The organism is Paenibacillus sp. FSL F4-0097, assembly GCF_038593125.1.
Classification (GTDB): domain Bacteria; phylum Bacillota; class Bacilli; order Paenibacillales; family Paenibacillaceae; genus Paenibacillus_AQ; species Paenibacillus_AQ odorifer.
In genome coordinates this window covers 976,748-992,826 of the sequence record NZ_CP151965.1, presented here as the reverse complement: position 1 = coordinate 992,826, position 16,079 = coordinate 976,748, and the positions used below count along the sequence as shown (strand labels likewise).

At 44.4% G+C, this 16,079-nt stretch carries 12 protein-coding genes; 3 read left to right on the top strand and 9 right to left on the bottom strand.

The features are described 5' to 3' along the window. Positions 1-14 precede the first annotated feature (14 nt). On the top strand, positions 15-902 hold the full coding sequence (locus tag MHH86_RS04295) for a helix-turn-helix transcriptional regulator (protein WP_036680759.1): 888 nt from the start codon (positions 15-17) through the stop codon (positions 900-902). 233 nt (positions 903-1,135) lie between these two features. Further along, the gene (locus tag MHH86_RS04290; RefSeq protein WP_076147304.1) at positions 1,136-1,951 is read left to right on the top strand and encodes a hypothetical protein; all 816 of its coding nucleotides are present in this window, start codon (positions 1,136-1,138) and stop codon (positions 1,949-1,951) included. Positions 1,952-2,049: 98 nt separating this feature from the next. Here MHH86_RS04290 and MHH86_RS04285 read toward each other — a convergent pair whose 3' ends face one another. The 6 genes from MHH86_RS04285 to MHH86_RS04260 form a co-directional block, all read right to left on the bottom strand. Beyond that, entirely contained in the window at positions 2,050-4,119 is a 2,070-nt protein-coding gene (locus MHH86_RS04285) for a class I SAM-dependent methyltransferase (RefSeq protein WP_038568826.1), read from the bottom strand. Between the two features lie 129 nt (positions 4,120-4,248). Next, positions 4,249-5,124 carry a radical SAM/SPASM domain-containing protein gene (locus tag MHH86_RS04280; RefSeq protein ID WP_036680750.1) on the bottom strand — a complete coding sequence of 292 codons (876 nt, stop codon included), beginning with the start codon at positions 5,122-5,124 and terminating at the stop codon, positions 4,249-4,251. Between the two features lie 22 nt (positions 5,125-5,146). Beyond that, the gene (locus MHH86_RS04275; protein ID WP_076147302.1) at positions 5,147-6,133 is read right to left on the bottom strand and encodes a Gfo/Idh/MocA family oxidoreductase; all 987 of its coding nucleotides are present in this window, start codon (positions 6,131-6,133) and stop codon (positions 5,147-5,149) included. Positions 6,134-6,384: 251 nt separating this feature from the next. Next, positions 6,385-7,158, bottom strand: a complete 774-nt coding sequence (locus MHH86_RS04270) for a glucose 1-dehydrogenase (protein ID WP_036680744.1) — start codon at positions 7,156-7,158, stop codon at positions 6,385-6,387. A 77-nt stretch (positions 7,159-7,235) separates the two neighbouring features. Further along, on the bottom strand, positions 7,236-8,048 hold the full coding sequence (locus MHH86_RS04265; protein ID WP_081383818.1) for an acetoacetate decarboxylase family protein: 813 nt from the start codon (positions 8,046-8,048) through the stop codon (positions 7,236-7,238). A gap of 29 nt (positions 8,049-8,077) precedes the next feature. Beyond that, the gene (locus MHH86_RS04260) at positions 8,078-10,018 is read right to left on the bottom strand and encodes an NAD(P)/FAD-dependent oxidoreductase (protein WP_076316989.1); all 1,941 of its coding nucleotides are present in this window, start codon (positions 10,016-10,018) and stop codon (positions 8,078-8,080) included. A gap of 121 nt (positions 10,019-10,139) precedes the next feature. Here MHH86_RS04260 and MHH86_RS04255 point away from each other — a divergent pair, with 121 nt between their 5' ends. Then, positions 10,140-11,414: a helix-turn-helix domain-containing protein gene (locus MHH86_RS04255; protein ID WP_036680738.1), complete on the top strand. Its 1,275-nt coding sequence runs from the start codon at positions 10,140-10,142 to the stop codon at positions 11,412-11,414. Positions 11,415-11,501: 87 nt separating this feature from the next. On the opposite strand, the gene thrC is transcribed toward MHH86_RS04255, so the two are convergent. From thrC to MHH86_RS04240, 3 genes are all read right to left on the bottom strand, one after another. Next, positions 11,502-12,893, bottom strand: a complete 1,392-nt coding sequence (gene thrC / locus MHH86_RS04250) for a threonine synthase (RefSeq protein ID WP_076214919.1) — start codon at positions 12,891-12,893, stop codon at positions 11,502-11,504. Positions 12,894-13,128: 235 nt separating this feature from the next. Beyond that, entirely contained in the window at positions 13,129-13,632 is a 504-nt protein-coding gene (locus MHH86_RS04245) for a CYTH domain-containing protein (RefSeq protein ID WP_036680734.1), read from the bottom strand. A 1,330-nt stretch (positions 13,633-14,962) separates the two neighbouring features. After that, positions 14,963-15,928, bottom strand: coding sequence for an alpha/beta hydrolase (locus MHH86_RS04240; RefSeq protein WP_076317266.1), 966 nt, complete (start codon positions 15,926-15,928; stop codon positions 14,963-14,965). Positions 15,929-16,079: the final 151 nt, after the last annotated feature.

The window sequence follows — 16,079 nt, the reverse complement described above, 5'->3', positions numbered from 1 at the left end:
TTTGGAGGCTCGCGATGAACTCACCGATTCTTAGCTTTATCACACCGCCTATTCCTTATTTCATAGACTGTGGCCGTGCTCACTACAATGCTGGAGACTATCATATCAGTCGTAATTGCATCGGCGTATTTGATCTAATCATTGTTAAAAAGGGTACGTTGCCTATCGCCGAGAACGAGGTGCACTGGGAGCTAAAGGAAGGAGAATTCCTCATCCTTCGACCAGATGCCCATCACTATGGCTTTGCCCCCTGTCCTATCGAAACAGAAATCATCTGGATTCATTTTCAGACTTTCGGCAGCTGGATCGAGTGTCAGGATATGAACGAATGTCTGGAAAATCAGAGCGAGCTCATCGAGAGCCATAAACAAAAAGCTTATTTAAATCACTGCGATGTATGCTCGATTTTTATTCCGAAGTATATGAAAATTTCAGAGAAGGCAATGGAGGTATTAGAGTTCTTTTTCCATCTGGAACAAGAACCCCAATCGATGCGCAACTGGAAGCGCCAAGCCTCCTTTCAACAGTTTCTGCAATTCTTGGACCGCGATCTCGCCGAGGCATCAGATGCAACCGCCATTCATCTCGCCGAGAAGATTGAATTGTTCATTCGGCAAAATTATACTCGTGATATAACTAACTCCTTACTTCAAAAAGAACTTAACTATCATCCCAACTATCTCGCCAAAAACATGCTGAAAATATATGGTGTGACCCCTATGGCCTATCTCCTGTCCTATCGTCTAGAACAATCCAAACGGCTGTTAATTCAGACTTCCTGGTCCATCGCCCGCATTGCTGAAGAGGTTGGCTTCCATCATATTACTTACTACTCTTCCTGCTTCTCCAAGAAAGAAGGCATCTCTCCCTCTCACTTCCGACAAAAATTCACCGGCAAATAGACATAACAAAGCCTGGAATCGAAAACAGCTTCCTCTTCCAGGCTTTGTTCAGATATGCTTATCAAATCTTTAAACACGCTGCAACCGAATAACATTCGAGGATAATTTGGACAAAGTAGCCGTTAAGCGTCCATCAAACAGCGCTGCGGCTAACAGCTCTCTTTATTAAATATTACTGCTGATTTGCCGATATATTATAGATAGATCTTATCGTCGTAGGAGGATAATGAACCATGCATATAACGAATATGACCTCATCTATGGGAACGAGGTTTAATGTATCTGTTAGTCACCAAACTAATGATAAAACTATGAAATCAAACAGCAATATTAGTGGTAATGGTAATGGAGACAAATTATCAATAAGTAAATCTGCAAAGGCCGCTTTTCAAAGTCAATCCAAAATGGACGGAATGGTTAACTCCCTGCTTAAACAAAAACAAAATATCATCGACAGTAAGAACAGTCTGATTGAAAGAACTACCAAAAGTTCACATAATCTCGAATCTATTCAAGATCAACTTAAGGAGTTCGACAAGCAGCTTCAAACGATTGACCAACAAATTGCAAAATACAGCTTCGAAGAGCAACAAAAGAACTTAGAAGATGCTCAAAAAGCTAATTCAACGGATGAACCTAAAACCGAGCAAGAGATACAAAATGAAAGATTGAATACGATTGTTTCTGTAAGCCAAGATGTTAGCCAAATGGAGGTAGTTTCTTCTACCCACACTAAGATGCGTGGCGAGGCTAAAATTCTGACCAAGGAAATAGAGCTGGATGAGGCTCGTTCTACTCATTCTGCAACAGCCAAACGGGAGCAGTTATCCAAAATCGAAACTAAACTATCGGAAATGAACGAAACGTTAGGCGATGCCATGAAAGACACGGGAGATAAAATTAAAGATCAGATCGATAAAGCAGGTTCAACAGAAATTAAACCTTCTGAAGAGAATACCAATGAGCGGACAGAACAATTAGCTACCTATCAAGAAATTCAACGTTTAGCCGAAGAATCTGATAAGTCGCAGCTAGAAATACTAATCTAACAAGGGCAAGATTCTCTATATAAAAAAGCAATCGGATCTCCTTCGCATCAGAGGGTCTGCCGATTGCCTTTTTAGATGCAGCTAATGTTATTCTTCGGCTATTCCTTCCGAATCACAATAAAGCAGGTGCTGTCCGGCAGCGCCACTTCCTGTCCGCTCTCATCCATGAACCTTACTCTATCACGCAAAGCTTCGGTATAACCTTCTTGCAGGTAATGCCGGAAGATCTCAAGCTTCGCCTGCTTTCCTAAAATCTGTTCAATAAATGAGGCAAACTCCGTAGGGGTGAAATAACCAAATTGTTCTTGGACTTCATGAATATAAGCCTCTTCCCCCCAGGTATACGTATATAAAAATTCCATGGCATCATTAACGGGCATGAGCACTTCTTGTTCCCCTAATCTTTGAAACTGAATCTGACGTCCAGCAAAATCCTTCGCATAACGCTCCAGCCACATCAGACCGTCCTCTTCCAAAAAGTGAACTCTCCGCAGCAATGATGCAGGTTCGGTCATGATCCCATCGCGGATAATGATAACCCCGCCAGCTGACAATACCGCAAAGGCACTTCGCAGAGCTGCGGAGACGGTGTCGTGATTGAACTTATTACCATTTAGCGGCACATAAGAATATAGCTCATGCAAAATCGAAGAGAAGATTACCGTGTCCACCGTTCCAGCCTCCACGAAATCTTTAAGGTTCAACGCATCTCCCTGCAGCACCTCCCACTGGCGACCTTCCCGCTGCTTGCGTTGCCGCAAGGCTTCCACTACATTGCTTGAGATATCAATGCCGATAGGAGTAACCTCAGGCATACGCTCTTCCAGTAAATCCAGCAACACACCGCCGCCCGGACCGATATCCAGCACTTTTTGTCCAGTGACATGATCCAGAATTACGGCTTTATAATCTGCTGTATTATTCATTTGGCTTAAGTAGGTATCTTCATTATGAAAACGGTCGAAAGCGTCCCTGCGCAGCTCGAATAGGTCGAATAACAGCAATACAGCACGTTCATACAAGGGTGATTTTTCTGCTTCCATACAGAATTCGATCAGCTTCTCAGCCGCTGCCGAGAATTGGAATTGAAAAAATACCGTGTCTGGCAGATGTTCCTTAGAATATTGCCGCAAGAGTAGGTGAGGGTTCTCAGCAGGCAAAGTCCCTTGCTCGATATCCTTCCATGTAAGCTCCGCTAAATATTTTTCGATAATCCGCTTCTTATAAATGTTGGTCTTCTTAACACCCTTGTAATCGTAGTAAATGCTGTTCATGACATGTTCGAAGCTGATATGGCTTAAGGATTCATTCTGCGCCTTCTGGGCAGCAAGCACCATCACCTTCAGAAATTGCTCCAGCGAAAAGGTCTGTAGTGCAGATTCTACATACCAGAAGGTGATCTTACTTAATGACTCCAACCGTTCAGCATGGAAGCCTTCCTGCGTCAGCTTAGCCCATTCCGTAGTGAAATCCTCTCCTCTAGAGATCGGTCCCAGCCGCATTCTGCGCAGTCGTTCCTTCATCGGCATAGGACTAGCAAGATTGCCTGAAGAAATCAGCTCAATAAGCTGCTTCACTTCATGCTGCACATTCTGCCATAACTCGGGAGACACAGCTCCGATGATGCAATGATTGAGCACGGTCAGCAGGCGTTCCAGTTCCTCCGCGGTCAGCAGCTGATCTTCCACTATATCATGGAGTGGCTTATTGACTTCCGGCGGCACTTCTCCGCGAATTTGCTGTCCTATGAGTCCATGAGTTTCAATTAGCCGCTGAATCATCGCACCTTTCTCGGAGACAGCCCTCCCTAAATATCTCTCATATAACTGTGCGGAACCTAAATTATGTACAAAACAATTAATCCCTTCCTCCTGCCAAACCAGCCGCTCCTTTGCTGTACCTCCCTTAGCCGTTTCTGACCAAATTAACGTTTCTTCCACCAGCTCTTTTATCCAAATAGAACGGGGGAGTTGGTCCAGAATCTGCAAGCTACGTTCCACATAATCCAGTACGGGATTCCTGCGATCCAGCTCCTCCAGAGATTCCACACGTTCCAAATTTACTATCTGCTCCTCCGCTTGGACAATAAGCTTCAGCCAAAGGTTATCCTCCAAATGATCTTGCACACCTTCACGGTATAAGGCGATGGCTTCCAGTGATTTCAGCATATGCTCCTCCTTCGCTCCAAAGTGGAGACTATAAAGACCTATTATTATATATATACAATCCCGTTAATTAAAAAACAGAACCAGGATTCATGAAATAGCCATGTCCCGGTTCTGTTTGCATTCCAGTCATTAGGTTCCGAACCGCTGCCGATACCCACATTTGCGGCATAGCTCCTCCACCGCTTCTCTACGTGAGAAGCCATAGAATAAATTGTTCGCCCGCTCCCCCTCCACAATCTCTGAGAACGGAGTCTCATGGATGTTGCCTAGGTTAATTACTCCTTCACCATCCAGACAGCATGGCACAACAGTGCCATCCACAAGAATCGCCGCTTGGCTCCGCAGGGCATGACAGAACCCTTTTCCGTCATCTTCCGGCTCATTTAGCGCTGGCCAACGGAACTCATGATCCTGATTAAGGTAGACGCGCGGGGCAATCTTGACACCACTGCCAGGCACAACCTTTTCTTCGATCTTGAAATCCAAGTTGAAGGCTTCCTCCAGCAGGGCGAGGGTTTCACGGTTACGGTTTCTTTCCAGATTCGTCAGATTATCCTCCGTCAAATTCCACAAGCGGAAAGAAATAATGACCCCTTGCGCAGAGGCTTCCCGTACAAAAGAAATTATCTCTGAAAGATAGCCTTCACGGTTCTCTGACCCTTCATGCCCATCAAAGCTGTGCAGAGAAAAGTTCATCTGACGCAGTGCGGGCTTACCAAGAATTTTAGGTCCGGCTTTATGAATTAACGTGCCATTAGTTGTAATATTAACCTTGAACCCTTTGGCATGAGCAGCATCCAGCAGTTCACCTATCTTGGGATGCAGCAACGGCTCCCCTTTTACGTGAAGATAAATATGATTGCTGTGTGGTTTAATTTCATCCAATATCGTATTAAACGTATCCAGCTTCATGAAATTTTTCGTCCGGGCGGTTTGTGGACAAAAGCTGCAGGCGAGGTTGCAGACGCTTGTTATCTCAATATAAACCTTTTTAAAAGTCTTCAAGTCCTGCTCCCCATTCTATTTATTATAAATCTGAGGCATAGCGGAGACCGATCTGTGCTCTGGCTTCCTCCATAATCTCTGCTGCGGCCATGGAGTTCTCATGAGTATTAATTCTGCTCTCCCGTTCACCATTCTTAATCAAGTTGATGAATTCCTCAACCTCATAATACATAGGTTCAAACACCTGAGGCAACGTAAGCTCCTCAACTGTACCATCACGATAGTAAATTTTCACCTGATAAGGCTCATTGATCTTGTCGATCACCATCGTACCGTTCTCTCCATGAATCTCAGCTGGCAGATAGGAGTCGGAAATTTTGGAGTGCATAACTACCGCATCCATATCGTCATATTTCATAACGAGGCTTCCTTCACCATCCACACCTGAGGAGAGCATGACACCCACTGCCTGTACTGATTGAGGCTTGCCAAAGAGCACTACCATTGGATACAAACAGTACACACCAAGATCCATTAATGAGCCATTGGAAAAAGCGGGATTAAACGCATTTAGCACAGTCCCCTGCCGATAAGCATCATATCTGGAGGAGTACTTACAGTAACTTGCAAAATAACGGCGAACTTGGCCGAGTTTATACAAATTATCCCGAATCACTCCAAAGTTCGGCATAAAGGTCGATTTCATCGCCTCTACCAGCAGCACATCATTTGTACGCGCAGCTTCAATCATAGCTTTAAGCTCCGTACTGTTGGATGCAGCCGGTTTCTCGCAGAGCACATGCTTGCCGTGATTTAAGCACATAATCGCTTGCTCTGCATGCATAGAATTTGGACTGGCAATATATATAGCATCTACATCTTTGCTTTTCACCATATCTTCCAGATTCGTATAAATTGTAGCTCCCGCATATTTAGCAGCAAAGGCCTGACCTTTCTCCATTGTGCGAGAGTACACGGCTGTCAGGATAAACTCCTCATTCTCCAAGCCGGCTTGCACGAAGCGGTCTGTAATAAAGTTTGTTCCAATGACCCCGAAACGAATTGTCATGATGTTATCCCGTCCTTTTTAGTTATTACTAACTCTACATGCTATTTTCTCACTCATAGGTAGTCATGTCTACTTTTTAAGGCAAATTAACGACAATTTCTGATAAATTCAGCAATTCTCTTGTTACTGGCGGAGCACCTCTCATCGTACAACGCAAAAAAAGGCGTATCCCAGCCACCCTTTCATGGCTTTTGAGATACCCTTTTTTTGGAATTAAAATGATTCCCTGAGCTTACGGACCCAGATGAGCTCTATATAATCGTCCAGCCGCCATCTACAAACAAAGTCTGACCTGTAGTGTAGCTGGAAGCATCTGAAGCAAAGTAGAGCACAGCGCCGTTTAATTCCCCCGGATTACCAGGGCGACCCATCGGACACACTGCGTTGTACATTTTTAGCGCTTTTTCTGCAAATAACGTATTCTCAGTCATTTCAGTTTTGAACAAGCTTGGTCCAATCGCATTAACAGTAATCCCATGCTTAGCATAAGTTGCCGCCACCCCTCTTGTCAGATGGATCACTCCACCTTTAGCAGCATTGTAAGAATGTGTAGGAACCGAAGCAGAAGCTGTAAGGCCTAGCATTGAGGCTGTATTGACGATTTTACCGTAATTCCGTTCCTTCATATGCCGGATCACATGTTTCGACATCAGGAAAACGCCCTTTAAATCAGTATCCAGTACCCGATCCCAAGCTTCTTCTTCCAGTGCCTCAATCGGAACCGCATCCACCACACCAGCATTGTTCAGCAGAATATCAATTTTGCCAAAGGCTTCCATAACCTTTTGAACAGCCACAATAATCTGGTCCTCTTTTCTTACATCACACTCAATAGGAATTATTCTGCGTTCAGGGTATTTAGCACGGATATCCTCGGCTACTGCTACAAGCTTGTCATATCTTCTAGCCAAAATAGCAATGTCTGCTCCTTGCTCAGCAAGCATCTCTGCGAATTGTACCCCGATCCCACTGGATGCTCCTGCGATAATAGCTGTCTTACCCGTCAAATCAAAAAGGTTAGTCATTCTAATTCCTCCTAATGTTTGGTTAGCCGATCCTTCTTCGGTTTCATTTCGTACAAACGGACTTCAAACGTGTAGGCTTATACTGAGGAAACAGGTTGCAAATTGTTTTCCCACCAGTCCCAGCGGAGATAGCAGTATGGAAGATACTCCATTGGATTCAGAGGCTCCAGAATTTTACCTTTTTCAAGCACATTTGTACTGACGGTGTAAACCGCGCCCAGCATATTCACAACTTCAAGCTCACTCCAAGGATCATGCGGGGAGTCTTGGAAGGTGATAGAGGCTTCTGCCGCTTTATAGACTTTAACCTCACTGACTAAACGCTGTGTGACCAAGATTGGCATCAGATCGAAGCCGTTTCCGTCAATTGCATTGGCATATTTGATGTTATACAAAGGGATATCTTTGCCGTAATATTCCTCCAGAATCTTCTCGGCTCCATTGTCATTGAAGTGTCCATCCATAGTGGCTTTTACGTTGAAAAAGTCAATGCCATGCCGGCCAATTGCCCCATCTATGCCAGCTTCTGAGGTGTTCATACGCACATCGGCCATTTTCTTAGGCAGACCACATACTTCCCGGCCCATAGCCATCCCGATATCACTTGTAATAGGCATCGACAGGCAGTAGTTGCCTAGTTGTCCGTTATAGTCTGCTAGAACGAACAATCCAGCTTCACGATAAGGTGGACAAAAGTTCGTAGCTGGGTAATTGGCGATAAAAGCATTTACCAGCGGCCGGCTTGTTGGCTTCAGTGGCTTCGGCAACAAACGCTCGATAATCTCTGGTTTGGTCTCCCAATACACCGTCAGCATCTCAGCATCATAAAAGGTGGTTGGCTTGCCTCCGTATTTCTGCATATCTGCGAAACTTTTCACAAAACTCACCATGAATGAACCCTCCTTAGATTAGTAACCCTTTAGTTCAGCACAAATGCCGTTTCGAATCCAGATTGAATGGCCTGTCCGATTCGTCCTGGCTTGCCTGCATCGCCGATTACCTTCACATTGGGCAGTACCTGCTTCAGCTCATCAACGAATGAGCGATCGGGTGTAACACCAATGGATAATACAACAGCATCCGTCTTTTTCAGCGAAGTTTCCCCAGTGGACGTATTCTCAAGCACAATCGCGCCGTCCTGCACTTCTACCAGCTTGGTTGATGCTAAGAGCTCCACGCCGTTCTTTTTCAGCCTAGTCACAATGTCGATCAGATTTGGCAGATAGGCGTCTGGGCCAACCCGCGGCTGCATTTCCACCACCGTGACCTGATTTCCCATATCGGCTAAATATTCAGCCGTTTCCAGCCCTGTCATGCCGGAGCCGATGACCACAGCCTGCTTGTTCTTAATCACAACTGACCCACTAAGTACGTCAACAACCGTGCAGACCGCTGCCTTTTTCACTCCCGGAATAACAGGCACTATAGGCTGTGCCCCAGCGGCAACAAATACCGCATAAGGGTTCAGTTGCTTCAGTTGTTCCAGCGTAGGTTTCGTAGAGAGACGGACATCAACATCCAGGTCCTCTAACTGATGCTGCATATTATCAATAAACCAGTTCAGCTTCTCCTTCAATGGTGGCCGGCTTCCCAGCTCCACGCTGCCGCCTAGCACATCTCTGGCTTCGAACAATACAGGTTTAAAATCTCTGAGCGCCAAAATCCGTGCTGCTTCCATACCTGCTGGACCCCCGCCGATCACAGCTACTACTTTGCCATCGCCATCTTTTGCTGGTTCTGTAAATTCAAGCTCCCGGCCCACTCTGGCATTGACAGCACACTTGATTACCTTGCACTCCATCACTTCCTGAATACAGTACAGGCAAGAGATACAGGTTCTGATCTCTGCTTCTTTGCCTGCTGCCGCTTTGTTACCCCACTCCGGATCGGCCAGTTGGGCTCTTCCAAGGGCTACAAAGTCCGTGTTTCCTTCCTGTAGCAGACTCTCAGCAAATTCAGGCTTACGGATCACATCACAAGCAATCACTGGAATTTGCACCGCTTGCTTAATGGCTGCGGAGAGATGTTTTTTCCAGCCTTGCGGGTAGGATATCGGCTCAATGATCGTATTGGATGATTCATAAGTGCCGGAGCTTACATTTATGCAATCCACTCCGATGCTTTCCAGATGTTTCGCAGTCTGGATAGCCTCATCCAGTGTAATCCCGCCTGAGACAAATTCATCGCCGTCGATTCGCACCGATACTGGGAATCCTGCGCCACAGGTCTTTTTGATGCCAAGCACAATTTCATTCAGGAATGACATTCTACCTTCCAGTGAACCGCCATATTTATCAGTTCTCAGATTGGTAAGTGGGCTCAGAAACTGTCCTACAAGATAGCCGTGGGCACCATGGATCTCCACGCCATCAATACCTGCTGTTTTAGCTATATAAGCTCCGAACACAAATTTACGAACTAACTCTTCTACCTCTTCAGTAGACAGCTCCCGGGGCATTTCCCCAATCGCTGAAGACATCACTGCGCTAGGAGCAACAATTTGTTTGCCTCCAATAAGCCGTCCGTGATTTTGCCGGCCCGGATGCTGGAGCTGAAGGAATATTTTGCTGTCATGACGGTGCACAGCTCTTGCCAGTTTCTCCAGACGCGGCACAAACAGCAAGTCACTTGCATTCAGCTGGTTCGGTGTACCTACTCCGGTCTCATTATCCACACGCGTAATTTCCGTAATGATTAGACCACAGCCACCCGCGGCACGTTCCTCATAAAAAGCAATCATTTCGTCCGATGCTTCACCACTGGCCGCGGCCAGTGACGTTCCCATAGCCGGCAATACAATTCTATTCTTAAGTTCAAGGCGTCCAATTTTACCTGCTGCAAACAGTTTTTCATATTTCATCTGCTTAGCACCTCCACCTTTAGTTTAAGGCGTCCAATACTTTGTGAATATATTTACAAGCACCAAAAATCACTTCTTTATAGTGCATATTGCACTATTATTGAACTAGGGGGCGATATGAATGGATGTTTCCTTAAATGAGCAAATATCAGGTAAAATCGAAATGGAGCATTATACCGCATCTTTGTTTACTGCATACATTTCAGGTGCAGGCCTTTCAGCTATCGTACAGACAGCTGCTGAGCTACTGCAGAATCCCGTCATTGTATTTGATTGCAGCTTCAAAATTGTAGCTCACTCTGACCTATCCGATATCGACGATTACATATGGAGTGATAATATCCGCAAAGGTTATTGCTCTTACGACTTCATTGCGGCTGTGAGTAAAATGAACAGTGTCCAGCGTGGGAAACAAAGCGATGAATCTTATGAAGTAACCTGCGAGGAAACGTCAAACTCCAAACTGATCTCCAAAATAAAAGTAGCCGGCAAACAAATCGGCAATGTATTGCTTCTTGGATGCAAAAATCCTTTTCGCGCCAGAGATAACGAGCTGCTGTCCATCACCGCTACCATACTTGCCGAAGAGATGGGCAAAAATAGCTACTATCGCAACGCCAAAAATATAAAAGTTGAAGATTTTATCTGCGCACTGCTAGAGGAACAGCTTCAGGACAACCGGATCATTCAGGACAGAATGCGGAGTGCAGGATTAAAGTTCGGAAATCAGCTGCTTGTGCTGCTGTTCGATCTTACCTGGTATGAGGGTTCAGGCCGTTATGATGATTATTTAAGAGAACGTTTGCAACAGCTTTTTCCGGGCAGTCCTTCCACCTATTATGATGGGCAGATTGTAATGATCCATGACGGAAATCTCTCCAAAGAGCTTGTAAATAAGCAACTGCAGGAATTTCTAACTCAAACCGGCATCTCGCTTGGCATCAGCAATATATTCACTAATCTTACGCAGTGTAGGAGACACTATCTTCACTCCCGAAACGCTATTCGGATCGGTTCCATTCTCAGCCCGCAGCAGCAGCTGACTTACTACTCAGATATCCAGCTCTATGAGATGCTCTCTGCTGATGTTGTGTTTAACGAGGATAATAACTACTACCATCCAGAGCTGCTCAAGCTTCAAGAATACGATACTGTGCACCAGTCCAATCTGTATCATACCTTTTACGTTTATCTCAAAAATAACCGGAACATGCAGATTACCTCAGACGAGCTGTACATTCACCGGAATACACTCAGATATAAGCTCGATCTTATTAGCAGACTGCTGGACACCGACTTTACCGATTCTGAAAAAATGCTGGCGTACTATGTCTCTTACAAGGTCGCTGCTTTTTGTGAAAAAGCTAGGGAGCAGACCCGTACGCCGCAACGTTAATGTTAGAAGCTACTATAAACGCACAAACAGCCCCCGTTCTTATCCCAAGAACGGGGGCTGTGCTGTGAAGTAGAACTGTATATGATATTACAATCCGTAAAAAGCTTGCAGCTGACGCACGATTTCATCCTTGTCATGATCCACTACGGTTTGATGTTGTGGCATCTCGAACAATGCTTTAATCTGTGCCGGGAATTCCTGCTTAATATCGATCAAAGTAATTGCCTCATCGAACTTAGCTGGATGTGCAGTCGCAAAGGTAATGCCAATCTCATCCGGGCCATTAAAGGCTTCGTAAGCCGCGATTCCACATGCTGTATGTGGATCAAGCAGGTAGCCATATTCTTTTTGATACTTAGCGATCGTATTCAAGCATTGATCATTCTTCACACCCAGCGCTGCAAAATCCTTCTGCACCTGCTGAAGCGCCTCGCCTTCAACCGTAATCTTGCCTTCGGTTTGCAGCTTGGACATATACGCGGATAACTTCTCAGAATCCTCGCCTACCAGATAATACAGATACCGTTCGAAATTACTTGCCACTTGGATATCCATCGAAGGGCTGTAAGTGCTTGTGAAATTACCTGGTTTGTATTCGCCAGTATTCACGAAACGCTCCAAAATATTATTTTCATTCGTAGCAATGATTAGCTTGTTAATAGGAAGCCCCATTTGCTTAGCCAAATAGCCCGAGAAAATATTACCGAAGTTACCGGAAGGCACGCTGATATTAATCTTTTTCTCGTTGCTGCCATCGACATGCAGATATGCATAGAAATAATAAACAGTCTGCGCCAGAATCCGCACAAAGTTAATGGAATTGATTGCACGCAGATGATACCGACCTTTAAAGTCCAGATCTGCGAACAGATCCTTAATCACCTTCTGGCAATCATCAAAGTTACCATGAACAGACAGATTCAGTACATTGCTGTCTTCCACCGTAGTCATCTGCAGCTCCTGCACTTTACTTACCTTGCCGTGTGGATGCAGAATACAGATCTTGATGCCTTCTTTGCCGCGTACACCTTGAATAGCCGCCGCTCCAGTGTCCCCAGAGGTTGCACCGAGGATGTGGATGATTTTGTTTTGTTTTTTGGAAATATATGAATACAGCTCACCCATAAACTGCAGCGCTACATCCTTGAAAGCAAAAGTAGGCCCATGGAACAATTCAAGTACATATAAAGAATCATTTACTTGGTGTATAGGCGTTACTTCAGGTGTGCGGAAATTGGCATAACTGGTGTTGACCATTTCCTGCAGATCCTCGTAAGGAATCTCATCATTGGTGTAATAGGCAACAATCTTCAGGAACAACTCCTGATAGCTAAGACTTCTCCACTCTTCCAATGTTGCTGCTGAAACCACTGGAATCTCGGATGGAACCATCAGCCCACCGTCGTCCGCAAGTCCCATCAACACCGTATCAATAAAACCTTTAGGTTCCACATTACCTCTTGTGCTTATAAACTTCATGCTCATCCTCCTGAACCCCTCGTTAATATATGACAAGAAGAAACGACGTTGTCGTCCTATAGAGATGACAACTGTTTCTCGCAGAAATATAAGGCTATTATAGTTGCACCACTTATAAGTTCTTATAATTAACTATAAGTTTCACCCTAAACGTTATCCTTAAGCTAGTTAGGGATGATAAAGCTATTTCTGCTTGTTTTCCCTATATACTACCACGTTTACGCGCTAAAGTCCGTTAATTCTTTGTCTTATTTTGCAGCTCTCTCCAGACTGTTTTGTTGCTGTATTGCCGTTCTGTACTAACATCCTTACCGAACCATTCCGGCTCTTTAAAGCTTTCCGCTTCCTCCAGAGATTCAAATTCAACCTCGAGTACGGACAATTTCAGCTGGGAATATACGTCGATCTCAACCGTTGTGCCATTCCACACCGCTGTAATTCGCTCTTTGACCAAAGCTACCGCATTTACCGCTTCGATCATCTGATTATATAAACCCTCTGAGATAAAATATTCGATCTCTTCGCGTTTGATCCCTTTGCCATCCTTAAACGTATGCGTGTAGGTTACCTCACCTGAGTCCAGATCCGTAATTTTACGCACACGAAGCTCTTGACCACCATCTATCGCCAGATATGTCTGATCGATATTATGACGGGTAACAATCTTCAATTCTCCCTTTTGAATCAGCTGCTCCGGAAATTCCGGCAGCAGAAACTTGCGTTCGATCTCCAAAGCCATGATGTTTCGCTCCTCTTCGTGTCATATATTTTATATTAATAATCATCATAGGGGTGTGACAAACCCAAGTCAATGTGGATTATAGGGAAATAGGACATGCTCTAGCTTAAAAAGGCTACCGTGGTGCTCATTGTGGGATTTATGGAGGTTGTGGAAGATGGGGCTCACCATAGATTACTGGAAACTACGGATAATTAGCGAGTCAGCCCTCGATCATTGGGAAGCATCATTTGATTAGTTGGTCAGTGTGCCACTGGTCGGACTCACCTATTCGATTAGTTGGTCAGCGCGCACTGGCGGCTCCCCATTCGATTAGTTGGTCACGCGCCACTGGTCGTACTCACCCATTCGATTAGTTGATCACGCGCTACTGGTCATACTCACCCATTCGATTAGTTGGTCACACGCTACTGGTCGTACTCACCCATTCGATTAGTTGGTCACGCGCTACTGGTCGTACTCACCCATTCGATTAGTTGGTCAGTGTGCACTGGCGTACTCACCCATTCGATTAGTTGGTCACGCGATACTGGTCGTACTCACCTATTTACTTACGGACCGTATAGCCACTATTTGCGAAAAAAGCACATATTTGAGATGGTATCGGACTCAGGTGCAGCTATTTACTCCAAAACACCCCATGCGGTTGCGATAATTAGTCAATAGCGTCGCTGGAGTCCGAAAGTAGCCTCAATTGCCTCTTTTTCAGCAAATAAGGACTCCTGAGTCCGATCCGAAGCAGGGTACCTAGACCTAGCAGCAGCCAAGAGAACTCTCCATCAAATGGAGTCGGCGCCTTCTCATTCTTATCCCAGACCAAACCATAATGATTGGAGCATCGTTAACTGTTGGTGCCTCCTCATACTCCCTCATACTTTCTCATACTTGCTCATACTTTTTCATACTTTCTCATACTCTCTCATACCACCCCTACCCCCTATTTACTTACGGACCGCACAGACGCTATTTGCGAAAAAAACGCACATTTGAGATGGTATCGGACTCAGGTGCAGCTATTTACTCCAAAACACCCCATGCGGTTGCGATAATTAGCCAATAGCATCGCTGGGGTCCGAAAGTAGCCTCAATTACCTCTTTTCTAGCAAATAAGGACTCCTGAGTCCGATTCGAAGCAGGGTACCTAGGAACCTAGCAGCAACCAAGGAAATTCTCCATTATATGCAGTCAGCACCTTCTCATTCTTATCCCAGACCAAACCCTATTGATGGAGCATCGTTAACTGGTGGCACTCCCCCATATCTTACGGACTAATAAAAAACCGAACGAAAATCAGAGGAAATCCTGAAATCCGCTCGGCTCGACGGCAAACTTATTTTATTTCTTTCATAAATGCCTGAAAGTCTTCTACGATTTCTTTTGCTTTAGTGCGATATAAATAATGTCCCTCTTCAAACTTCACTATTTTTCCATGTACAGAGTCCTTGATTTGCTTTTCATGCTCTGGTATCCATCTATCCGTTGCTGGTTGATTCGCTTGTATAAAGAAAATAAGAGGAAGATTTTTAGGAAATGTTAAACTTTCAGCTGATTTAAAATTAGAATACATCATTCCAGCTTCATTTAATTGGGTGGGATTAAATATGTTTTTGCGATTGATCAATCTCATTTGTTCTTTTGTTTTATCATCAAATGGTAGTTCAGCAATTGGGTCAGCACTGAATTTCATTTGCAATCTGATTAGACCTGATTTTTTGAGCAGATTTATAGTTTTTAATTCCGAAGCTTCGATTTTCCTCTCGCTTATCGATGGAACACTACTATCAAGCCCGACAAATGCACTCACTTCATTTTCATACTTGTTAACATAATCTAGTCCATAAATGCCTGAAATGGAGTGGCCCATTAGAATATAACGGTCAATATTAAGAGCCTGTAAAGCCTCATGAATTTCACTTACAATATTCTCTGTGCTGCGCTCCTTTTTGGTCAGATCACTTAATCCATACCCAAAAGGCTCAATCATGACGACTTTGTAAAACGGTGAGAGCTCATTTATTAATGATTTAAAATCAAGAGCTGGCGCTGCTGTGCCATAACCCGGTAGTAGAACGACTGTTTCTTCACCTTTTCCTTGAATATAAACATTCATATTTTTCCCATCAACAGGTACTAACTGACCATAGGGCTCTATTTTACTCTGTTCCGATTTGTTGCTGATCAGATTAACTGTATAAACAATGGCGAGAAAAAGCAGGATTGCGATAATTATTGCTCCTATTACTTTAAGTAGTATGTTTAGTATTTTACTTGTTCTCGTGCCCGCCTTCATTTTCATTACTTCTTTTATTTTCAATCGTATCTTCTCCTGTCATCACCTGTGTATTGGACTGCCATAACTAACTGCTAATCTAAGATTAACCAATAAAGATGTACTCTCTATGACCTTAATATGAACGGAATATGAACAGGTAAAAAAGCTACAGCGT